Genomic DNA, 20,094 nt, shown 5'->3' with positions numbered 1-20,094 from the left:
CGCCTGTGGCGGAGGGTCCATATGGACCTCGTCCGCTATGCGGGCTGCGTGTGTCGCCCGTCCTGCTGATCTCGCCCCCTTCCCCGCGCGCGCCCCGCCACCGACGTACGTCCGTCGTAGCTCTGTCGTACCTCCGTGTGCCGTGGGCCGTCGCGCGCTCTTCGCGAACCTCAGGACGGTCACCCGTGCCTCAGCACGTCACCCCCCTTCCCCCTGCCCTGTCCCCCACTTCCACCCCCTCCCCGACCTCGGCGGAACTGCTCGACTTCGTCCGTCGTACGGCCGCCGACACGGAGCTCGTCGACTCCCTGCCGCTCGACCCCGAGGGCCGTACCTGGGTACGGCTCGACGGCCCCGGCGGCAGCGAGGCCTGGCTCATCGGCTGGCCGCCAGGCGCCGGCACCGGCTGGCACGACCACGCCGAGTCGCTGGGCGCCTTCGCGACCGCGCGCGGGACGCTCACCGAGAACGCGCTCGCGGTCCGGCTGCCGGCGAGCGGCTGGAAGACCCTGGAACTGGCCGACGGCCTCGACCGCTCCCGGCGTCTTCCGGAGGGCACCGGCCGGGCCTTCGGCCGCCACCATGTGCACGAGGTGCTGAACGAGTCCACGGACACCCACGCGGTGTCGGTGCACGCGTACTATCCGCCGCTCCCGCTGATCCGGCGGTTCAGCCGGACGGGCGCGGTGCTCCGTCTCGAGCAGGTCGAGCGTCCGGAGGACTGGCAGTGAGCGAGGAGCGGGTGGGCATCGACGAGCTCCTGGAGCGGGTCAGGTCGGGCCTCGACCGGATCGAGCCCCGGGCCGCCTACGAGGCGTACGAGGCGGGTGACGCGCTCCTGGTGGACACGCGCTACGCCGCCCTGCGGGAACGGGACGGTCTGATCCCGGGCGCGCTGGTCGTGGAGCGCAACGAGCTGGAGTGGCGGCTCGACCCCCTGGGCAGCCACCGCGCGGCGGAGGCGGACAGCCACGACCTGCGGGTGGTGGTCCTCTGCAACGAGGGCTACGCCTCCTCCCTCGCGGCCGAGTCCCTGCGCCGCCTGGGCCTGCACCGGGCGACGGACCTCATCGGCGGCTTCCAGGCCTGGAAGGCGGCCGGCCTCCCGGTCCTCCTCCCGGCAAACCGAGCCTGACGGAACGCCAGGCCACGAGCCACCCCGCCCGACCGGGCGCCCGCCCGAACGGGCGCCTGGCCGAACGGGCGCCTGGCCGAACGGGCGCCTGGCCGAACGGGCGCCGCCTCACGGGTCCCGCCGGCCGACATCCACCTGACGAAACGTCACCCGGCCCGAGCCGACGCCTGACCACAGGCCCCGGCCGGGCCCAGCCCTGGCCTCGAGTTCCCGGCCGCACCCGCACCCGGCCAGGCACCCCCGGGCCGAAACCGGACGGGTCCTTCTGTCCCCCCGTGTCAGAAGGACCCGTTCAGGAAGGTTCGGCTCAGAAGGGCTCGTCTCAGAAGGGCTCGTCCAGCCCGTCCGTGTCCTCGCCCTCGGCCTCCAGCGCCTGGCGGACGACGCGGAGGGCCATGCCCTCGGGGTACCCCTTGCGGGCGAGCATCCCGGCGAGCCGTCTCAGGCGCCGGTCGCGGTCGAGGCCGCGGGTGGCGCGCAGCTTGCGGTCCACGAGCTCGCGCGCCGTGGCCTCCTCCCGCTCGGAGTCGAGCTGGTCCACCGCCTCCTGGATGAGGGTCGGCTCGACGCCCTTGGTGCGCAGCTCCCGGGCGAGGGCCCGGCGGGCGAGGCCCCGGCCGTGGTGGCGGGACTCCACCCAGGCCCCCGCGAAGGCGGCGTCGTCGATGAGACCGACGTCCTCGAAGCGGGAGAGGACCTCCTCCGCCACCTCGTCGGGGATCTCCCGCTTGCGCAGCGCGTCGGCGAGCTGCTTGCGCGTGCGGGGGTTCCCGGTGAGCAGGCGCAGGCAGATCGCGCGCGCCCGCTCAGCCGGGTCCTGGGGTGACAGCTCCTTCTCGGCCCTCGACGAGTCGGGGCTGTCACCCGGCCATTCGGTGCGCCCGGTCACCGGTTCAGCTCTTGACCGCGGTGGCCTTGGTCGCCTTCGCGGTCTTGCTCGCGGGAGCCGGGACGCTCTTGGCGGCGTCGTCCGCACCGGCCGCGTCGGTGCCCGCCGCGTCCGCACCCGGCTCGGCCGACAGAGCCTCGGGCCGGACGCCGACGCCCAGCTTCTCCTTGATCTTCTTCTCGATCTCGTTGGCGAGGTCGGGGTTGTCCTTCAGGAAGTTACGGGCGTTCTCCTTGCCCTGGCCCAGCTGGTCGCCCTCGTACGTGTACCAGGCGCCCGCCTTGCGGACGAAGCCGTGCTCCACGCCCATGTCGATCAGGCCGCCCTCACGGCTGATGCCCTGGCCGTAGAGGATGTCGAACTCGGCCTGCTTGAACGGCGGGGCGACCTTGTTCTTGACGACCTTGACGCGGGTGCGGTTGCCGACCGCCTCCGTGCCGTCCTTGAGGGTCTCGATGCGGCGGATGTCGAGGCGCACCGAGGCGTAGAACTTCAGGGCGCGGCCACCGGTCGTGGTCTCCGGCGAGCCGAACATCACGCCGATCTTCTCGCGGAGCTGGTTGATGAAGATCGCGGTGGTCTTGGACTGGTTGAGCGCGCTGGTGATCTTCCGGAGGGCCTGGCTCATCAGGCGGGCCTGGAGACCCACGTGCGAGTCGCCCATCTCGCCCTCGATCTCCGCACGCGGGACGAGCGCGGCGACGGAGTCGATGACGATGAGGTCGAGGGCGCCGGAGCGGACCAGCATGTCGACGATCTCGAGGGCCTGCTCACCGTTGTCCGGCTGGGACAGGATGAGGTTGTCGATGTCGACGCCGAGCTTCTTGGCGTACTCGGGGTCGAGGGCGTGCTCGGCGTCCACGAAGGCGACCTGGCCGCCGGCCTTCTGGGCGTTGGCCACGGCGTGCAGGGTCAGGGTCGTCTTACCGGAGGACTCCGGTCCGTAGATCTCCACGACACGGCCGCGCGGCAGGCCGCCGACACCGAGGGCGACGTCGAGGGCGGTCGATCCGGTGGAGATCACCTCGATCGGCTCCTGGGTGCGGTCGCCCATGCGCATCACGGCGCCCTTGCCGAATTGGCGTTCAATCTGTGCGAGCGCAGCGTCGAGCGCCTTCTCGCGGTCGGTTCCTGCCATGGGTTCCACCCGGTTTGCTTGAGTCGATCGCTTCATGTGAAAGACGCTAACCCCTGCCACTGACAACGGGCCCCGACGTCCCCTTCGACCTGTGGACAACTCGGCGACAAGCCCGTGATTCCAAGGGTCTGGCTTCCATGAGAATGGATGTTCGATTTTGGTGTCAAGCGCACCACGCGGTCGTCAGGCGGCCCGGTCGACGAGCCATTCCAGGGCCTCCGGGCCGGCTCCGAGGACGGAGACGTGCCCGTCGCCCGGGCCGAGCCGCAGCTCCGCGCCGGGGCAGCGGCCGGCCAGCCACCGGCCGTGCGCGCTCGGCACGATCCGGTCCTCGTCGCCGTGCAGGAGGAGGACCGGCGCGGTGACCCGGGCGGGATCGCATCCCCATGGGCCGACGTAGGCGAGGTCGTCGTCGATCAGCCCGCCCGGCCCGCCCTCGACCGCCGGGCCGACGACCTCGTCGAACCAGGACCACTCCCCGGCGAGCGCGGCGTGGTCGGCGGGGGTGAACATCTCCGGGTCGTACGCGGCGGTCGCCTCGTACGCCTCCTTCGCCGCCCGCCCCTCGGCGGCGGCCCGCAGGCCCGCCGCGCCGGACGCCGTCATGCCCGCGAACCAGTCGAGTCCCTCGGCGTCGAAGGGGGCGAGGCTCGCCGCCGCGACCACGGCGAGCACCCGTTCCGGCAGGAGCGCACCGCAGGCCAGGGCGTGCGGGCCGCCGCCGGAGTGCCCCATGACGGCGAACCGGTCGATCCCCAGGGCGTCGGCGACGGCCCTGACGTCGTCGGCCGCCGAGGCGACGTCCCGGCCCGGCCGGGGAGTCGATCCGCCGTACCCGGGGCGGTCGTACGAGACCCAGCGGACCCCGAGCCGGGCGGAATCCGCGAGGAGCGGCTCCGGGAGCGCGCCGATGTTCGGCGTCCCGTGCTGCCAGAAGACGGCCGCGCCGGGGCCCGCCCCGGTGTCGTAGACGTGCAGCACGCGCCCGTCGCCCAGCTTCAGATCGGTCTCGACCACCACGGGGCCATCCCTCCCGACGCGTCCTTCCGCGACACGAACCTACTGGGGACCGGTCGCCACCGGCAGCAGTTCCGGCCGCTTGGCGCGGCGGTCGTCGCCGGACGAGCGGCCGCGCAGGCGCCGGCCGAGCCAGGGACCGAGGAAGGAGCCGGCCCAGCGGAGCTCGGCGGTCACCGCGCCCAGCCCCGTGGGAAGGGCCCGCGGGGGCAGGGGACGGGTCCAGGAGTCGTCGGAGCCGGGCAGCGCGAGCGCGTGGGCGACGGCGGCGGCTATGCGCGCGTGGCCGACCGGACCGGCGTGCAGCCGGTCGGGACTCCACAGCCGGGGGTCGGTGACGACGGGGTGGCGGGAGGTCTCGACGACGGTGACGCCGTGCCGGCGCGAGGCCGCGCGGATCCGCTCGTTGAGCGCCTCGACGCGGGGGCCGAGCGGGCGGGCGAGCGGGGTGATCCGGCCGACGTCGGGGAAGGTGAGGGTGGCGACGCGGGCCCCCTGCCCGGTCAGCGCGGCGAACATCGCCTCTAGGTGCCCGGCCGTCGCGTCCACGTCGAAGCGGGGCCGCAGCAGGTCGTTGACGCCGGCGACGACCGTGGCGAGGTCCGGCCGGAGCTCGAGGGCGGGCCCGAGCTGCTCGGCGCGGACCTGCCCGGCGAGGCGGCCTCGTACGGCCAGGTTGGCGTAGAGCGTGTCGGGGTGCTCGCGGGCGAGCAGCTCCGCGAGCCGGTCCGCCCATCCCCGCAGCCCGACGGTGTCGTCTCCGTCACCGAGCCCTTCCGTCTGGCTGTCCCCCAGGGCGACGTACCGCAGAAAAGTGCCGTCCGACATGGGCTCCGCCCTCCTCGACCACTCGTGCGCCGCCCACCATCATATTCACTTTTTTGACTACTCAACTCGGTCAACAGAGTCGGGAACCGTGCTCGGCCTGCCGGCGCGGCCCTTCGTGCCTCTGACCGGCCGAAGGGTCAGGACTCCTCCTGCGAGGGCTCCTTCTTGTGGTGCAGGGCCTTCTGCAGCCGGGCCACGACCGCCTCGCCGTACCTCCGGTGGCCGTGGACGCGCGGGTCGTCCGTCACGTCGTACCGCTTCACGTACGCGCCCAGGAAGGCCTGGAGGGTGGCGACGGCCGGAATGGCGATCAGCGCGCCGACGGCCCCGAGCAGCGCCGTGCCCGCGATGACCGAGCCGAAGGCCACCGCCGGGTGGATGTCGACGGTCTTCGAGGTGAGCTTCGGCTGCAGCATGTAGTTCTCGAACTGCTGGTAGATCACGACGAAGCCGAGCACCCACAGCGCGTACCAGGGGTTGACCGTGAAGGCGATCAGCATCGGCAGGGCACCGGCCAGATAGGTGCCGATGGTCGGGATGAACTGCGAGACCAGGCCGACCCACACGGCGAGCGCCGGGGCGTACGGCACGCCCAGGATCTCGAAGAGCACGAAGTGCGCGATGCCCGAGATGAGGGCCATCAGACCGCGCGAGTAGAGGTAGCCGCCGGTCTTGTCGACGGCGATCTCCCACGCCCGCAGCACCTCGGTCTGCCGGGCCGGCGGCAGGACGGAGCAGAGCGCGCGCCGCAGCCGGGGCCCGTCGGCCGCGAAGTAGAACGAGAACAGGAAGATCGTGAGCAGCCGGAAGAGTCCGCCGAGGACGGTGGCGGAGACGTCGAGGACGCCGGACGCGCTGTTCTGCACGTACTTCTGCAGCCAGTCGGAGCTCAGCACGCTGTCCTGGACCTCGACGCGCGACAGGTCCGTGTGGAAGTTCTGGTTGCTCCAGTTGATCAGCGAGTCGAGGTACTTCGGGAAGTTCTCGACCATGTCCACGATCTGACCGGCCAGCATCGAGCCGAGGAGGACGACGAAGCCGACGCCGAAGACCGTCACGGCGAAGAAGACGAGGAAGGTGGCGAGGCCGCGGCGCATTCCGCGCGCCGCCATGCGCCCGACCGCCGGCTCGATGGCGAGGGCGAGGAAGAAGGCGAGCAGGATGTTGACGAGGAGGCCGACGAGCTGGTGGAAGGCCCAGTTGCCGAGCTGGAAGACGGCGTAGAGCGCGAGGGCGAGCACCAGCGCGCGGGGCAGCCAGCGCGGCATCCGCGCGGGCCCGGCGGCCGGGCCGGCCACGGCGTCCACCGACGGGGCGGCCGCGGCCCTCCCTTCGGCTCCGGGTCCGGCTCCCTCGATCGGGCCCGGGGCCCGGGAAGCCGTCGCGTCGGTCGCATCGAGTACGTCGGGCGCATCGTTCGGTTCGGTCTTCTCGGTGTCGTCAGTCGGGGCCACCCCGCCAGTCTCGCGCACCGCACGGACATTCCACCCGGGACCCCTCACATCCCCTCCGGTCACCCCGCGGTTCGCCTTCCGGTCACCGCTTGTCGGCCGGTACGTCGACGGCCGCGCAGACGGCACGCCACACGTCCTTCGCCTCCCAGCCGGCGTCCAGCGCCTCCCGTACCGTCCGGCCCCCGAGCTCCGCCATCACGTGGTCGCTCGCGAAGGACTCGGCGTAGGACGCACCGAAGTGGTCGGCCATCCGTTCCCAGAAAATCGTCAACCGCATGACCCCAGTATCCCGCTCCCAAGAGTGCAGCCCGCTCCGCAGGTCTTGTCACCGCGCTTTTCCGCCCTACGGTCGGAGCATGGCCGAAAATCCCCTCTCCACCCCGCCCTCGACTCCCCGGGCACGCGCCGAGCGCTTCGTCTGGCTGACGGCCCGCGTCCTCGAACAGCGCCGGTTCGCCTACCACTTCCTGCGCGGTGGCGCGGACCAGGTCGAGACGGCCCTCATGGCGTACCTCAACGAGGACGGCGGCTACGGACACGCGCTCGAACCGGATCTGCGCGGCCCCGTGAGCCAGCCCCTGCACACCGCGCACGGGCTGCGGGTCCTGGACTCCATCGGCCGCTGCGGCGGACTGCGCGTGGAACGGATCTGCCGCTACCTCACGGAGGTGTCCACGCACGACGGGGCGCTCCCGGCGGTCCACCCGTCCCAGCGCGGCTACCCGTCGGCGCCCTTCGTCCCGGTCGTCGACTCCCCGCCGAGCGCGCTGCTCTCGACCGGTCCGGTGGTCGGCGTGCTGCACCGCAACCAGGTGTGGCACGCGTGGCTGTTCCGGGCCACCGAGTTCTGCTGGTCGGCCGTGGAGTCGCTGGAGACGTCCCATCCGTACGAGATCCAGGCGGCCCTCGCCTTCCTGGACGGGGCCCCCGACCGCCCGCGCGCGGAGGCGGCCGCCGACCGGCTCGGCCGGCTCGTCCGTGAGCAGCGGCTCGCCGTCCTGGAGCCCGACCGGCCGGAGGACTACCCGGTCTCGGACGGCTACGCGCCCGGCGAGCACCACTATCCGCACGACTACGCGCGCGTGCCGGACTCGCTGGCCGCGCGCTGGTTCACGGACAAGGAGATGGCCCGCTCGCTCGACCGGCTCGAAGCCGACCAGCAGGAGGACGGCGGCTGGCCGATCCGCTGGCGCGCCTGGGCGCCCGGCTCGGCCCTGGAGTGGCGCCCCATCGTCACCATCGAGGCCCTGCGCACCCTGCGGGCACACGGCCGCGCCATCGGCTGACCGGGGGCCTCGTACGGGGGCGGACCGGGAGCTCGTACGGAGACGGACCGGGGCTCGTACGGAGACGAACCGGGGCTCGTACGGGAACGGACCAGGGTTCGTACGGGGGCGGACCAGGGCTCGTACGGAGACGGGCCCCGGGCGCCCGCTCACCGGCCCCGTACGACCCCTGCCGTCGCCGTCACCAGCCCAGGGCCCGTACCCCCGCCGTGACGGCGACGGCCGCGCCCACGACGACCAGGAACGGCGCGCGCAGGACGAGCGCGACGGCGGCCGCGGCGAGCCCGGCGGCCCGGGCGTCCAGGACCAGGTCGTGGCCGGCGCTGAAGGTCTGCTGGGCGGTGAGCGCGGCGAGCAGTGCGACGGGGAGCAGGGCGGCGAGCCGCTTGACGAGCGGGCGTTCCAGCGCTCCGGCGGGCACGAGCAGGCCGATCAGCTTGACGAGGTAGCACCCGGCGGCGGTGAGGGCGATCGCGATCCAGACGTTCATCGGGGGTCCTTCTCTCCTCCGGTGGAGGCCGTGCGCCGGCCCTGGGCCCAGAGCACGGCGGGCGCGGCGAGGGCGGCGGCGAGGACCGGGACGCCGGCGGGCAGGACGGGCAGCAGCCCGAGGCCGAGCAGGACGGCGATCCCGGCGGTGGCGCGTTCGGTCGCGGACTTCAGCATGGGGGCGAGCAGGGCCAGGAAGACGGCGGGTCCGGCGGCGTCGAGCCCCCAGGCCACGGTGTCGCCGATCGCCTCGGCTCCGAGCGCTCCGAGGAACGTGGTCAGGTTCCACAGGACGTACAGGGTGAGTCCGGTGACGGTGAAGCCGATCCGGACGGCCCGGCGGGACGGCTGGGCGAGCGCGACGGCCGTGGTCTCGTCGATCACCCAGTGCGCGGCGAAGGGCCTGACGGCCTTCGGCAGGGCGAGGAGCTGGGAGAGCCGCAGCCCGTAGAAGGCGTTGCGGGTGCCCAGGAAGAAGGCACCGGCGGCGGCCGTGAAGGGGTTGCCGCCCGCGGCGAGCGCTCCGACCAGGGCGAACTGCGAGGCGCCGGTGAAGACGAGCAGGCTGAGGACGCAGGTCTGGAGGAGGCTGAGGCCGGAGCCCGCCGAGGTCACGCCGAAGGCGAAGCCGGAGAGCCCGACGGCGACGCCGACGCCGAGCGCGTCGCGGACGACGGCCGCGTCGGGCTTGGCGGGGGTGCCGTCACGTATGACGGGAGGTGCTGGTGCTGTCTGTTCTGCCACGTCAGGGACGTTACGGGGCTGCTGCGGCCCCGGTCTTGTACGTTCTTGCGGCGGCTACGGAGCCCGCCGTCCGGCGCCCCGCGCGCGTTGGTAGGCGCCCGGGGGCACCCCGACGCTGCGGGTGAAGTGCCGACTGAGGTGCGACTGGTCGGTGAAGCCGACGGCGGCGGCCGCCTCCGCCGGGGGCGTCCCCGCGTCGAGGAGCTGTCTGGCCCGTCGTACGCGCGCGTCGGTGAGCCAGGTGTGCGGAGGCATCCCGTACGCCTCGCGGAAGGCGCGGAGCAGGGCGAACGGACTGGTGCCGAGGTCGGCGGCGAGCCGCTCCAGGGTCGGTGGCTCGGCCATCCCGGTCTCCAGGACCTCGCGCGCGCGTGCCGCGTTCCGGGCGCCCGCCGAGCGGGGCGGGAGCGGGGTGACCAGCCCTCCGTGGCTGCGCAGGAGCCGGGCGGTGACCAGGCGCAGGAGGCTGTCCGCGGCAAGCGCGTTGCCCTCCTCGGCGGCCCGGTGGACGCCGACGACGAGCTGCGCGGCGTACGGGTCGTCGACGACGGGCGAGGTGAAACCGACCTCGCCGCGCAGGGCGAGGGTGTCGGCGGCGATCGACCGGACGATCTCCGCGTCGGGGTAGATCGTCCGGTAGGTCCAGCCCTCGGGCACGCCCGCGTGCCCGGTGTGCGGGGTGTCCGGGTTGACGAGGGCGATCTGCCCGGGCCCGGCGTGGACGAGCTCGTCGCGGTAGTGGAAGGCCTCGACGCCCTCGGTGATCGCGGCGAAGACGAAGGACTCGTGGGTGTGCCGGGCGAAGGCCTTGCGGATGTAGTGGGCGTGCAGCAGGTCGACCCCGGGCAGCTCGGCGTACTGCCAGTACCGCGCCCGCTCCTCCCCGCTCGCACCGTCCCTCGCCATCCCCCCATTCTGCGCCCCGCCGGCGCCCCGCGACGATCGGGATTCCCCCAGGTCCGGACGGTTGTCAGTGGTCGGGTGCACGATGGGGGACATGGTCAGGTCCGCGCTCGACTCGTTCTCCCCCGCGACCCGTGGTTGGTTCACCGGGGCCTTCGCCGCGCCCACGGCGGCGCAGGAGGGCGCCTGGAAGGCCATCGGCGCGGGCTCCGACGTGCTCGTCGTCGCGCCGACCGGCTCGGGCAAGACCCTCGCCGCGTTCCTCGCCTCCTTGGACCGGCTCGCGGCCTCGCCTCCGCCGGCCGAGGCGAAGAAGCGCTGCCGCGTGCTGTACGTGTCGCCGCTGAAGGCCCTCGCCGTGGACGTCGAGCGGAACCTGCGCTCGCCGCTGACCGGCATCCGGCAGGAGTCGGTGCGGCTCGGCCTGCCCGAGCCGGACGTCCGGGTCGGGATCCGGTCCGGGGACACCCCGGCGGCCGAGCGCCGGGCGCTCGCGACCCGGCCGCCGGACATCCTGATCACCACCCCCGAGTCCCTGTTCCTGATGCTGACCTCCGCCACGCGCGAGGCCCTGACGGGCGTGGAGACGGTCATCCTCGACGAGGTCCACGCGATCGCGGGCACGAAGCGGGGCGCGCACCTGGCCCTCTCCCTGGAGCGGCTCGACGAGCTGCTGCCCCGCCCGGCGCGCCGGATCGGCCTGTCGGCCACGGTCCGCCCGGTCGACGAGGTGGCCCGCTATCTCTCCCCGGGGCGGGCCGTGGAGATCGTGCAGCCGCCGTCGGGCAAGGAGTTCGACCTCTCCGTCGTCGTGCCCGTCGAGGACATGGGCGAGCTGGGCGGCTCCCCGGCCTCCGAGGGCAAGGACGGCGGTGACAAGCCGTCGATCTGGCCGCACGTCGAGGAGCGGATCGCCGACCTCGTCCAGGCCCACCGCTCCACGATCGTCTTCGCGAACTCCCGCCGGCTCGCCGAGCGCCTGTGCAACCGGCTCAACGAGATCGCGTACGAGCGGGCGACCGGCGAGCCACTGCCCGAAGGGGCTCCCCCGGCCCAGGTCATGGCCCAGTCGGGGGCGGCGCAGGGCGCCCCGCCGCTGCTCGCCCGGGCCCACCACGGCTCGGTGTCGAAGGAGCAGCGCGCCCAGGTGGAGGAGGACCTGAAGGCGGGCCGGCTGCCCGCCGTGGTGGCCACCTCCAGCCTGGAGCTGGGCATCGACATGGGCGCGGTGGACCTGGTGGTGCAGGTCGAGTCGCCGCCCTCCGTGGCCTCGGGGCTCCAGCGCGTGGGCCGCGCGGGCCACCAGGTGGGAGCGGTCTCCACGGGCGTGGTCTTCCCGAAGTACCGGGGCGACCTGGTGCAGGCGGCCGTGGTCACCGAGCGGATGCGCTCGGGGTCGATCGAGTCGATGCGGATCCCCGCCAATCCGCTGGACGTCCTCGCGCAGCAGTTGGTCGCGATGGTCGCGCTCGACACCTGGCAGGTGGACGACCTGCTCGCGGTGGTGCGCCGCGCGGCCCCGTTCTCGTCGCTGCCGGAGTCGGCGTTCACCGGCGTACTGGACATGCTGGCCGGCCGCTACCCCTCGGACGCCTTCGCCGAGCTGCGCCCGCGCGTGGTCTGGGACCGGGTCGCCGGGACGGTCACGGGACGGCCGGGCGCGCAGCGGCTCGCCGTCACCTCGGGCGGCACGATCCCCGACCGGGGCCTGTTCGGCGTCTTCCTGGCGGGCTCGGACCCCAAGAAGGGCGGGGGCCCGTCAGAAGGGGCAGCGCATGGCGCTTCCGGCAAGGGTGGTGGTGGGCGACGGGTGGGAGAGCTCGACGAGGAGATGGTGTACGAGTCGCGGGTCGGCGACGTCTTCACGCTCGGCACCACCTCCTGGCGGATCGAGGACATCACCCGGGACCGGGTGCTCGTCTCCCCCGCGCCCGGCGTCCCGGGTCGGCTGCCGTTCTGGAAGGGCGACCAGCTGGGCCGCCCGCTCGAACTGGGGCGGGCGGTGGGCGCGTTCCTCCGCGAGGTCGGTGCCCTCGGGGACGAGGACGCGCGTCTGCGGCTGCTCGCCGCGGGCCTGGACGCCCGGGCCGCGGAGAACGTCCTCGCGTACCTCAGGGAGCAGCGCGAGGCCTGCGGCCACGTGCCGGACGACCGGACGATCCTGGTCGAGCGCTTCCGCGACGAGCTCGGGGACTGGCGGGTCGTCATCCACTCCCCGTTCGGGGCGCAGGTGCACGCCCCGTGGGCGCTGGCGCTCGGCGCGCGGCTCGCCGAGCGGTACGGCATGGACGCGCAGGTGATGCACGCGGACGACGGCATCGTGCTGCGCCTGCCGGACGCCGACCTGATGGGCCTGGACATGGGCCTGGACCTCCTCGATCACGAGCCGGTCGACCCGGACCGGCACCTGGACACGACGTACGACGCGGACAAGGCGCCCGTCGGCGCGGCCGACACCCTCTTCGACAAGGGCGAGGTCGGGCAGATCGTCACCGACCAGGTGGGCGGCTCCGCGCTGTTCGCCTCCCGCTTCCGCGAGTGCGCCGCCCGCGCCCTGCTGCTGCCCAAGCGCAACCCGGGCAAGCGCACCCCGCTGTGGCAGCAGCGGCAGCGCGCGGCCCAACTCCTCCAGGTGGCGAGCGAGTTCGGCTCGTTCCCGATCGTCCTGGAGGCCGTCCGCGAGTGCCTCCAGGACGTCTTCGACCTCCCGGGCCTCGAAGAACTGATGGGGGACATCGAGTCCCGCCGCGTCCGCCTCGTCGAGGTCACCACCCCCGAGCCCTCCCCCTTCGCCCGCTCGCTGCTCTTCGGTTACGTGGCGCAGTTCCTGTACGAGGGCGACTCGCCGCTCGCCGAGCGGCGGGCGGCCGCGCTCTCCCTGGACTCCCGGCTGCTCGCGGAGCTCCTCGGCCAGACGGAGCTGCGCGAGCTCCTCGACCCCGAGGTCCTGACGGAGCTGGAGCGGGAGCTCCAGTGGCTGGCCGAGGACCGCCGGATCAAGGACGTGGAGGGCGTCGCCGACCTGCTGCGGGTCCTCGGCCCGCTGACCGACGCGGAGCTGGCCGAGCGCGGCGCCGAGGCCGGCTGGGCACCCGAGCTGGAGGCGGCCCGCCGTGCGATCCGGGTGCGGATCGGCGGCCGGGACCACTGGGCGGCGATCGAGGACGCGGGCCGGCTCCGGGACGCCCTGGGCACGGCCCTGCCGGTCGGCGTGCCCGAGGCCTTCACCGAACCGGTCAAGGACCCGCTGGGCGACCTGCTCGCGCGGTACGCGCGCACGCACGGCCCGTTCACCTCCTCCCAGGCCGCCGCCCGCTTCGGCCTCGGTGCGGCCGTCACCGACGGCGCCCTCCAGCGCCTGGCGGCCTCGGGCCGAGTGGTCCAGGGCGAGTTCCACCCCTCGGGCATCGGCCAGGAGTGGTGCGACGCGACCGTCCTGCGGCGGCTGCGGCGCCGCTCCCTGGCGGCCCTGCGCCAGGAGCTGGAGCCGGTGCCCCCGGCGGCCCTCGCCACCTTCCTGCCGCAGTGGCAGCACCTGGGCGGCAACAGCCTGCGCGGCATCGACGGCCTCGCGCGCGCGATCGAGCAGCTCCAGGGCGCGCCGGTCCCGGCCTCGGCCCTGGAGAAACTGATCCTGCCGTCCAGGGTCCGCGACTACTCCCCGGCGCTCCTCGACGAACTGACGACGACCGGCGAGGTCGTCTGGGCGGGCGCGGGCTCGCTCCCGGGCAAGGACGGCTGGGTCTCCCTCTACCTGGCGGACGCGGCCCCGCTGCTCCTCCCGCCGGCGCACCCCCTGGAGCTGACCGCCCTGCACGAATCGGCGCTCACGGCCCTCTCCGGCGGGTACGGCCTGTTCTTCCGGCAGATCGCCGACCAGATCCGGGCCACCACCCACCCGGACGCCACCGATCCGCAGCTCGCCGACGCCCTCTGGGACCTGGCCTGGTCGGGCCGGCTCACCAACGACACCCTGGCCCCGCTGCGTGCGCTCCTCGGTTCGGGCCGCACGGCGGGCTCCACCGCGCACCGCGCGCGGCGCACGGTCCCGCGCGGGCGGTACGGCACGCTGACCGCCGCGGCCCGCCCGGCGTCCCGCACCGGCCCGCCGACGGTCTCGGGCCGCTGGTCGCTCCTTCCGCCTCCCGAACCGGAGCCGACGCACCGGGCGCACGCCCTGGCCCGCACGCTCCTGGACCGGCACGGCGTGGTCACCCGGGGCGCGGTGGCGGCCGAGGGCGTGGAGGGCGGTTTCTCGGCCACGTACCGGATCCTGGCGGCCTTCGAGGACAGCGGGCAGGCCCGGCGCGGGTACGTCGTGGAGGGTCTGGGCGCGGCCCAGTTCGCGATGGACGGGGCGGTGGACCGGTTGCGGGCGGCGGCGACGGCCCGCGACCGGGGCGCGGAGGCCGCGGCGGGCCCGCGCGCGCTGGTCCTGGCGGCGGCCGACCCCGCGAACGCCTACGGCGCGGCCCTCCCCTGGCCCGAGCCCCCGACCGGCGCCGGTCACAAGCCGGGCCGCAAGGCGGGGGCGATGGTGGTGCTGGTCGACGGCGAGCTCACGCTCTACGTGGAGCGCGGCGGCAAGACGGTCCTCTCCTGGCCGACGGACCCGGAGGACGCGGGCCTGGGGGCGGCGGCGGAGGCGCTGGCGGCGTCGGCGCGGGCGGGGTTCCTGGGCACGGTCACGGTGGAACGCATCAACGGCATGCCGTCCCTGACGTCCCCCCTGTCCCGTCCCCTGGAATCCGCCGGCTTCCTGGCCACCCCCCGAGGCCTCCGCCTCCGCCCCTGACCCTCGTGCACGCCCGCACCTTCATGGGCGGTGCCCTTGCGGCGTGCGGCCCGCGGCGGACGGCGGGTCCGGTCGTGGCGGCGCGCCCCGCACAATGGACCCGTGCCCGAAGGAGACACCGTCTGGCAGGCCGCCCACCGCCTGCACACCGCGCTCGCCGGCAAGGTCCTCACCCGCGCGGACCTCCGCGTGCCCCGGTTCGCGACCGCCGACCTCACCGGCCGCACGCTCCTCGACGTCACCCCGCGCGGCAAGCACCTCCTCGCCCGCATCGAGGGCGGGCTCACCCTCCACTCTCATCTGCGGATGGACGGCGCCTGGCGGGTGTACGCCACCGGGGAGCGCCCGCGCGGCGGCCCCGAGCACCAGATCCGGGCGATCCTCGGGAACGCCGAGTCCACCGCGTACGGCTACCGCCTCCCGGTCCTGGAGCTCATCCGTACCGCCGAGGAGGCGAACGTCGTGGGCCATCTCGGCCCGGACCTCCTGGGCCCGGACTGGGACCCCGAGGAGGCCGTACGAAGGCTCGCCGCCGACCCGGCCAGAACACTGGGCGAGGCCCTCCTCGACCAGCGCAACCTGGCCGGCATCGGCAACGTGTACAAGTCGGAGCTGGCCTTCCTCGCCGCCGTCACCCCCTGGCTCCCGGTCGGCGAGCTCGCCCCGGAGGTCCCGGCCCGCCTGGTGGCCACGGCCCACCGCCTCCTGGAGGCGAACAAGGAGCGTCCGGACCGCCGCACCACGACCACCCGCCGCCCCGGTACCCCCCTGCACGTCTACGGCCGCGAGGGCCGCCCCTGCCTCCGCTGCGGCACCCCGATCCGCAAGGCGGAACTCGGCGACCGGGTCACGTACTGGTGTCCGGGCTGCCAGCGGGGCCCCGACGGAAACCACCACACCGGCAATTGACGATCCGTCAGATACGGCCGTACGGTCCGAACATGACGACGACTCCACCGCCACGGGCGGCGCTCCCGGCATACGACCTCACCGGCCGCACCGCGTTCGTCACCGGCGCCGCGAGCGGCATCGGCCGCGCCACCGCGGCCCTCCTCGCCCGGGCCGGTGCCACCGTCCACTGCGCGGACCGCGACGAGGACGGCCTCAAGGAGACCGCGGCCCTGATCACCCGCCAGGGGGCCGGCACCGCGTACACCCACCCCCTGGACGTCACCGACCGCCCCGCCCTCGCGGCGGCCGTCCGCGCCGCCGGCCCCCTCCACGTCATGGCGGCCATCGCGGGGATCATGCACACGAGCACGGTCCTGGAGACCCGGGACGAGGACCTCGACCGCGTCCTCGCCGTCAACTTCAAGGGCGTGCTGTACGCGTGCCAGGAGGCGGCCCGTTCGATGATCGACTCCGGCGTCCACGGCTCGATCGTGACGATGGCGTCGGGCGCGATGGACACCGCGAGCCCGGGCCTGCTCTGCTACAGCGTCACCAAGGCGGCCGTCGTCCAGTTGACGAAGACCCTGGCGACGGAGGCGGGTCCGCACGGGATCCGGGTCAACGCGGTCGCCCCGGGCTGGATCCGCACCCCGATGACGGACCGCCACGAGCCGGCCGCCCAACTGCAGGCCGAGGCGGCGATGGTCCGTCACTCACCGCTGGGGCGGGTCGGCGAGGCCGAGGACATCGCGCACGCGGTCCTGCACCTGGCCTCCGACGCCTCGTCGTTCACGACCGGTCAGATCCTCCGCCCCAACGGCGGCGTCGCGATGCCCTGGTGACGCCCCGAGCCACCGCACCGGGGAGCCGGGTCACCAACCGGGGAGCCCGCGCAGCCGCCCCGGAAAGCCCGCGCCCCGACGAAGCCGCCACGTGCACCGGCAGCAGGCTCAACCCCCAGCCGCCCGCGGCCACCGCCCCCTCGACCGGCCCGGTCTCCGCCGGCACGAGCAGCAGGCGCAGCACCGCCCACCACCAGAGTCCCCCGGCCGCGAGGCCGCACGCGAACAGCGCGAGCGTCACCAGCGGAACCCGTCGCCGTACCATGGCCGCCTCCTGCGGTCGACGCTAGACCGGCAGGATCACCCTGCGGGAGGGCGCACCGGAGGCAGACCCGGCGCACACGGCCCAGTCGTACGTCCCTCCCACCATGGCACGCCCCACCGGAACCCGGCATCTCCAGCAGAACGCCCCAAACCCCACAAAAACGAGAAAAGCCCCGGTCAGCGCCCCGCAAAGAGGCACCGACCGGGGCTTCGCCCCACTTCGGTTCAGGCAGCGACGACGTCCACCGCTTCCGCGGGCGCCTTGATGGTCACCCGCTCGGTGGGCACACCGGCCACCGACGTCACCGACACCGAATTGAGCATCGGGCGCACCGGTGTCGGTACCGGTTCGCTCGCCGCTGCCGACTCGGCCAGTTCGGCCAGTGACAGCTCGTCGCTCACTTCGCGCATGAGCTCGGACATCCGTACGTCCAGCGCGTCGCAGATCGCGGAGAGCAGTTCGGAGGAAGCCTCCTTCTGCCCCCGCTCCACCTCGGAGAGATAGCCGAGCGAGACTCGGGCGGACGAGGAGACTTCGCGCAGAGTACGGCCCTGGCGCTGGCGCTGCCGACGCAGCACGTCACCCAGCAGGCGACGGAGCAGAATCATCGGTGGCTCCCTCCTCGGACCGCGTAGCCGCATCCTTCACGCCCCACCGTACCGCCTCGCGCTGCGGCCGTGCGGGGAGCGATGTCGTGTTCACTCAGGGCTGCAAACATCAATTCCCCCCGTTGTGTTCCGTATCCTGTGCCCGCGCATTTCCCGAGAGTTCCTCATGGAGCAGTTCCAGCACGCTCCGTACGCTCTCTCTACGGATTTCCTTACGGTCGCCGTTCAACCTCAACGACACCACTTTCCCGGCCCGCGCGCTCGTCGTGGCCGGTCCGGCGACCGCCACGTAGACGGTTCCGACGGGCTGTCCGTCCTGTTCCGTGGGCCCCGCGACCCCGGTCGTCGAGATTCCCCAGTCGGCGCCGAGCCGGTCCCGTACACCGGCCGCCATCTGCAGCGCGACCTCGGGATCCACCGCTCCGCGCTCCGCGAGCAGGGCCGCGTCGACGCCCAGGAGCTGCTGCTTGAGGGCCGTGGCGTACGCCGTGACCGACCCCAGGAAGGACACCGAGGCTCCGGGTGCGCCGGTGAGCTCGGCGGCCACCAGACCGCCCGTGAGGGACTCCGCGGCGGCCAGCGTCTGATCACGCTCCGCGAGCAGCGCCAGCACCCGGGCGGCCTCGGTCATCGCGCCGCCGTCTCCGACCGCGCCGCCGCCCGCTCCGCCGCGAGCCCCTTGCGCCGCAGGACGACCGCCTGCCGTACGTAGTCCAGACCGGTGACGACCGTCAGCACGACGGCCACCGCCATCACCCAGAAGCGGAGGGTGGCCAGCGGCCCGGTGAGCACGAGGACGTACATGCCCACGGCGGTGCCCTGGGCGAGCGTCTTCATCTTGCCGCCGCGGCTGGCGGGGATGACCCCGTGCCGGATGACCCAGAAGCGCATCAGGGTGATGCCGAGCTCACGGGCCAGGATGACCGAGGTCACCCACCAGGGCAGGTCGCCGAGCAGGGACAGCGAGATCAGCCCGGCCGCCATGATCGCCTTGTCGGCGATCGGGTCGGCGATCTTCCCGAAGTCGGTGACCAGGTTGTACGTACGGGCGAGGTGCCCGTCGAAGACGTCCGTGATCATGGCCACCGCGAACGCCGCCCAGGCCCAGGCCCGCCACACGGGGTCGTGGCCGCCGTCCTGGAACAGCAGGATCACGAAGCCCGGCACGAGGACGAGCCGGATCATGGTGAGGATGTTGGCGATGTTCCACAGGCTGGCCTGGTTGACGGCCGCCGCGCCCAGCTTGCCGCGGGGCGCCGGCCTACCGGTCCCGCCCGTCGCGGATGCCGGGACTCCGGTCATCTGCCCGCCTCCTCGAAAAGACACTCGGCCACCAGGTCGACGCCCTCCGTGCCGACGACCTCCGCCCTGACCATACGGCCCGGGGCCAGGTCGGGGCTCGTACCGTCGGACGTGGTGAGGAGCACCTGTCCGTCGGTCTCGGGCGCCTGGTGAGCGGCGCGGCCGATCCAGCCGTCCTCCTCGTCGAAGGACTCGACAAGTACTTCCAGGGTCTCTCCGATCCGCTCCTCCGCGCGCTGCGCGGTGAGCTCCTCGGCGAGCCGGGACAGGTGGGCGAGCCGCGCGTCGACGACCTCCTGGTCGAGCTTGTGCTCGTACGTGGCGGCCTCGGTGCCGTCCTCGTCGGAGTAGCCGAAGACACCGATGGCGTCGAGGCGGGCGTGGGTGATGAAGCGTTCCAGCTCGGCGAAGTCCGCCTCGGTCTCGCCGGGGAAGCCGACGATGAAGTTGGACCGGGCGCCGGCCGTGGGGGCCTTGGAGCGGATGGTCTCCAGGAGCTCCAGGAAGCGGTCGGTGTCGCCGAAGCGGCGCATGGCCCGCAGCACGTCCGGGGCGCTGTGCTGGAAGGACAGGTCGAAGTAGGGCACGACCTTCTCGGTCGACGTGAGGACGTCGATGAGGCCCGGGCGCATCTCGGCGGGCTGGAGGTAGCTGACGCGGACGCGCTCGATGCCGTCGACCGAGGCCAGCTCGGGCAGCAGGCTCTCCAGGAGCCGGATGTCGCCGAGGTCCTTGCCGTAGGAGGTGTTGTTCTCGGAGACCAGCATGATCTCCTTCACGCCCTGCTCGGCGAGCCAGCGCGTCTCGTTCAGCACGTCCGAGGGACGGCGCGAGACGAAGGAGCCGCGGAAGGAGGGGATGGCGCAGAAGGAGCAGCGGCGGTCGCAGCCGGAGGCCAGCTTCACGGAGGCGACGGGGCTGGTGTCCAGACGGCGCCGGAGCGGCGCGCGCGGGCCGGAGGCGGGCGCGATCCCCTCGGGAAGGTCCGCAGGGGCCTCGGCGGGCGCCTCGACGGTGTCGCCGTGTCCCGGCAGGGCCACGGCCGCGGCGGCCTCCTGGCGCTCCACGGGCGACAGCGGCAGCAGCTTGCGCCGGTCACGCGGGGTGTGGGCCTCGACACTGCCACCGCTGAGGATGGTCTGGAGGCGGTTGGAGATGTCGGCGTAGTCGTCGAAGCCGAGGACGCCGTCGGCCTCCGGGAGGGCTTCGGCGAGCTCCTTGCCGTAGCGCTCGGCCATGCAGCCGACGGCGACGACGGCCTGGGTCTTGCCGTGGTCCTTCAGATCATTGGCTTCGAGGAGGGCGTCGACGGAGTCCTTCTTGGCGGCTTCGACGAACCCGCAGGTGTTGACGACGGCGACGTCCGCTTCCTCGGCGTTCTCGACGAGCTCCCAGCCGTCCGCTGCCAAGCGGCCTGCGAGCTCCTCCGAGTCCACCTCGTTACGGGCGCAGCCAAGAGTGACAAGGGCGACGGTACGGCGTTCGGGCATGGACTCAAGACTACTTCG

21 protein-coding genes are annotated in these 20,094 nt (G+C 73.5%); 7 read left to right on the top strand and 14 right to left on the bottom strand.

Annotation, left to right across the window (positions count from 1 at the left end):
• The first annotated feature begins 21 nt into the window (after positions 1-21).
• The 3 genes from SVTN_RS46620 to SVTN_RS27830 all read left to right on the top strand — a co-directional run bounded on the left by SVTN_RS46620 (position 22) and on the right by SVTN_RS27830 (position 1,135).
• Positions 22-69: a hypothetical protein gene (locus SVTN_RS46620; RefSeq protein WP_309506048.1), complete on the top strand. Its 48-nt coding sequence runs from the start codon at positions 22-24 to the stop codon at positions 67-69.
• Between the two features lie 116 nt (positions 70-185).
• Positions 186-731, top strand: coding sequence for a cupin domain-containing protein (locus SVTN_RS27835; protein ID WP_041131566.1), 546 nt, complete (start codon positions 186-188; stop codon positions 729-731).
• The gene (locus tag SVTN_RS27830) at positions 728-1,135 is read left to right on the top strand and encodes a rhodanese-like domain-containing protein (protein WP_041131565.1); all 408 of its coding nucleotides are present in this window, start codon (positions 728-730) and stop codon (positions 1,133-1,135) included. Before SVTN_RS27835 ends, SVTN_RS27830 begins: the two co-directional genes overlap by 4 nt.
• A gap of 322 nt (positions 1,136-1,457) precedes the next feature.
• Here SVTN_RS27830 and recX read toward each other — a convergent pair whose 3' ends face one another.
• The 6 genes from recX to SVTN_RS27800 all read right to left on the bottom strand — a co-directional run bounded on the left by recX (position 1,458) and on the right by SVTN_RS27800 (position 6,738).
• Positions 1,458-2,024 carry a recombination regulator RecX gene (recX, locus tag SVTN_RS27825; RefSeq protein WP_041131564.1) on the bottom strand — a complete coding sequence of 189 codons (567 nt, stop codon included), beginning with the start codon at positions 2,022-2,024 and terminating at the stop codon, positions 1,458-1,460.
• Positions 2,025-2,028: 4 nt separating this feature from the next.
• On the bottom strand, positions 2,029-3,162 hold the full coding sequence (recA, locus tag SVTN_RS27820; RefSeq protein WP_041131563.1) for a recombinase RecA: 1,134 nt from the start codon (positions 3,160-3,162) through the stop codon (positions 2,029-2,031).
• A gap of 183 nt (positions 3,163-3,345) precedes the next feature.
• A complete protein-coding gene (locus tag SVTN_RS27815; RefSeq protein ID WP_425429057.1) occupies positions 3,346-4,179 on the bottom strand; it encodes an alpha/beta fold hydrolase in 834 nt (277 codons plus the stop codon).
• A gap of 42 nt (positions 4,180-4,221) precedes the next feature.
• The gene (locus SVTN_RS27810; RefSeq protein WP_041131561.1) at positions 4,222-5,007 is read right to left on the bottom strand and encodes an SGNH/GDSL hydrolase family protein; all 786 of its coding nucleotides are present in this window, start codon (positions 5,005-5,007) and stop codon (positions 4,222-4,224) included.
• Between the two features lie 137 nt (positions 5,008-5,144).
• Positions 5,145-6,275, bottom strand: a complete 1,131-nt coding sequence (locus tag SVTN_RS27805) for an AI-2E family transporter (RefSeq protein ID WP_041134296.1) — start codon at positions 6,273-6,275, stop codon at positions 5,145-5,147.
• Between the two features lie 268 nt (positions 6,276-6,543).
• The gene (locus tag SVTN_RS27800; RefSeq protein WP_030221389.1) at positions 6,544-6,738 is read right to left on the bottom strand and encodes a DUF3046 domain-containing protein; all 195 of its coding nucleotides are present in this window, start codon (positions 6,736-6,738) and stop codon (positions 6,544-6,546) included.
• 79 nt (positions 6,739-6,817) lie between these two features.
• On the opposite strand from SVTN_RS27800, the gene SVTN_RS27795 reads away from it, so the two are divergent.
• Positions 6,818-7,747 carry a hypothetical protein gene (locus SVTN_RS27795; protein WP_041131560.1) on the top strand — a complete coding sequence of 310 codons (930 nt, stop codon included), beginning with the start codon at positions 6,818-6,820 and terminating at the stop codon, positions 7,745-7,747.
• 181 nt (positions 7,748-7,928) lie between these two features.
• On the opposite strand, the gene SVTN_RS27790 is transcribed toward SVTN_RS27795, so the two are convergent.
• The 3 genes from SVTN_RS27790 to SVTN_RS27780 are packed head-to-tail and all read right to left on the bottom strand — an operon-like array spanning position 7,929 to position 9,886.
• Entirely contained in the window at positions 7,929-8,237 is a 309-nt protein-coding gene (locus SVTN_RS27790; protein WP_041131559.1) for an AzlD domain-containing protein, read from the bottom strand.
• Positions 8,234-8,980 carry an AzlC family ABC transporter permease gene (locus SVTN_RS27785; protein WP_052499326.1) on the bottom strand — a complete coding sequence of 249 codons (747 nt, stop codon included), beginning with the start codon at positions 8,978-8,980 and terminating at the stop codon, positions 8,234-8,236. Before SVTN_RS27785 ends, SVTN_RS27790 begins: the two co-directional genes overlap by 4 nt.
• Before the next feature lie 54 nt (positions 8,981-9,034).
• Positions 9,035-9,886, bottom strand: coding sequence for an AraC family transcriptional regulator (locus tag SVTN_RS27780; RefSeq protein WP_041131558.1), 852 nt, complete (start codon positions 9,884-9,886; stop codon positions 9,035-9,037).
• Positions 9,887-9,977: 91 nt separating this feature from the next.
• Between SVTN_RS27780 and SVTN_RS27775 the strand changes: the two genes are divergently transcribed.
• The 3 genes from SVTN_RS27775 (at position 9,978) to SVTN_RS27765 (ending at position 16,411) form a co-directional block, all read left to right on the top strand.
• Positions 9,978-14,678, top strand: a complete 4,701-nt coding sequence (locus SVTN_RS27775; RefSeq protein ID WP_041131557.1) for an ATP-dependent helicase — start codon at positions 9,978-9,980, stop codon at positions 14,676-14,678.
• A 102-nt stretch (positions 14,679-14,780) separates the two neighbouring features.
• A complete protein-coding gene (locus SVTN_RS27770) occupies positions 14,781-15,587 on the top strand; it encodes a DNA-formamidopyrimidine glycosylase family protein (protein WP_041131556.1) in 807 nt (268 codons plus the stop codon).
• A gap of 32 nt (positions 15,588-15,619) precedes the next feature.
• A complete protein-coding gene (locus SVTN_RS27765; RefSeq protein ID WP_041131555.1) occupies positions 15,620-16,411 on the top strand; it encodes an SDR family NAD(P)-dependent oxidoreductase in 792 nt (263 codons plus the stop codon).
• Here the strand turns inward: SVTN_RS27765 and SVTN_RS45700 are convergent.
• The 5 genes from SVTN_RS45700 to rimO form a co-directional block, all read right to left on the bottom strand.
• The gene (locus SVTN_RS45700; RefSeq protein ID WP_078908521.1) at positions 16,359-16,676 is read right to left on the bottom strand and encodes a hypothetical protein; all 318 of its coding nucleotides are present in this window, start codon (positions 16,674-16,676) and stop codon (positions 16,359-16,361) included. The two genes, SVTN_RS27765 and SVTN_RS45700, sit on opposite strands and share 53 nt — an antisense overlap.
• A gap of 224 nt (positions 16,677-16,900) precedes the next feature.
• On the bottom strand, positions 16,901-17,284 hold the full coding sequence (locus SVTN_RS27760) for a helix-turn-helix domain-containing protein (RefSeq protein WP_041131554.1): 384 nt from the start codon (positions 17,282-17,284) through the stop codon (positions 16,901-16,903).
• 109 nt (positions 17,285-17,393) lie between these two features.
• Complete coding sequence (locus tag SVTN_RS27755; protein ID WP_041131553.1) at positions 17,394-17,915, bottom strand: CinA family protein; 522 nt, start codon at positions 17,913-17,915, stop codon at positions 17,394-17,396.
• On the bottom strand, positions 17,912-18,586 hold the full coding sequence (gene pgsA, locus SVTN_RS27750) for a CDP-diacylglycerol--glycerol-3-phosphate 3-phosphatidyltransferase (protein ID WP_041131552.1): 675 nt from the start codon (positions 18,584-18,586) through the stop codon (positions 17,912-17,914). The genes SVTN_RS27755 and pgsA overlap by 4 nt, the downstream gene beginning before the upstream one ends.
• Entirely contained in the window at positions 18,583-20,076 is a 1,494-nt protein-coding gene (gene rimO / locus SVTN_RS27745; RefSeq protein WP_041131551.1) for a 30S ribosomal protein S12 methylthiotransferase RimO, read from the bottom strand. The genes pgsA and rimO overlap by 4 nt, the downstream gene beginning before the upstream one ends.
• Between the last annotated feature and the right edge of the window lie 18 nt (positions 20,077-20,094).

This window comes from Streptomyces vietnamensis, assembly GCF_000830005.1.
GTDB classification, from domain to species: domain Bacteria; phylum Actinomycetota; class Actinomycetes; order Streptomycetales; family Streptomycetaceae; genus Streptomyces; species Streptomyces vietnamensis.
Note: the sequence above shows the minus strand (reverse complement) of the source record. Positions and strands in the feature narration are given on the sequence as shown.

Bases quoted from the DNA above. Each gene is read 5' to 3' on its own strand.
- recA (WP_041131563.1), bottom strand. From the start codon at position 3,162: ATGGCAGGAACCGACCGCGAGAAGGCGCTCGACGCTGCGCTCGCACAG.
- SVTN_RS27810 (WP_041131561.1), bottom strand. From the start codon at position 5,007: ATGTCGGACGGCACTTTTCTGCGGTACGTCGCCCTGGGGGACAGCCAG.
- SVTN_RS27805 (WP_041134296.1), bottom strand. From the start codon at position 6,275: ATGCCGCGCTGGCTGCCCCGCGCGCTGGTGCTCGCCCTCGCGCTCTAC.
- SVTN_RS27800 (WP_030221389.1), bottom strand. From the start codon at position 6,738: ATGCGGTTGACGATTTTCTGGGAACGGATGGCCGACCACTTCGGTGCG.
- SVTN_RS27795 (WP_041131560.1), top strand. From the start codon at position 6,818: ATGGCCGAAAATCCCCTCTCCACCCCGCCCTCGACTCCCCGGGCACGC.
- SVTN_RS27790 (WP_041131559.1), bottom strand. From the start codon at position 8,237: ATGAACGTCTGGATCGCGATCGCCCTCACCGCCGCCGGGTGCTACCTC.
- SVTN_RS27780 (WP_041131558.1), bottom strand. From the start codon at position 9,886: ATGGCGAGGGACGGTGCGAGCGGGGAGGAGCGGGCGCGGTACTGGCAG.
- SVTN_RS27775 (WP_041131557.1), top strand. From the start codon at position 9,978: ATGGTCAGGTCCGCGCTCGACTCGTTCTCCCCCGCGACCCGTGGTTGG.
- SVTN_RS27765 (WP_041131555.1), top strand. From the start codon at position 15,620: ATGACGACGACTCCACCGCCACGGGCGGCGCTCCCGGCATACGACCTC.
- SVTN_RS45700 (WP_078908521.1), bottom strand. From the start codon at position 16,676: ATGGTACGGCGACGGGTTCCGCTGGTGACGCTCGCGCTGTTCGCGTGC.
- SVTN_RS27760 (WP_041131554.1), bottom strand. From the start codon at position 17,284: ATGATTCTGCTCCGTCGCCTGCTGGGTGACGTGCTGCGTCGGCAGCGC.
- SVTN_RS27755 (WP_041131553.1), bottom strand. From the start codon at position 17,915: ATGACCGAGGCCGCCCGGGTGCTGGCGCTGCTCGCGGAGCGTGATCAG.
- pgsA (WP_041131552.1), bottom strand. From the start codon at position 18,586: ATGACCGGAGTCCCGGCATCCGCGACGGGCGGGACCGGTAGGCCGGCG.
- rimO (WP_041131551.1), bottom strand. From the start codon at position 20,076: ATGCCCGAACGCCGTACCGTCGCCCTTGTCACTCTTGGCTGCGCCCGT.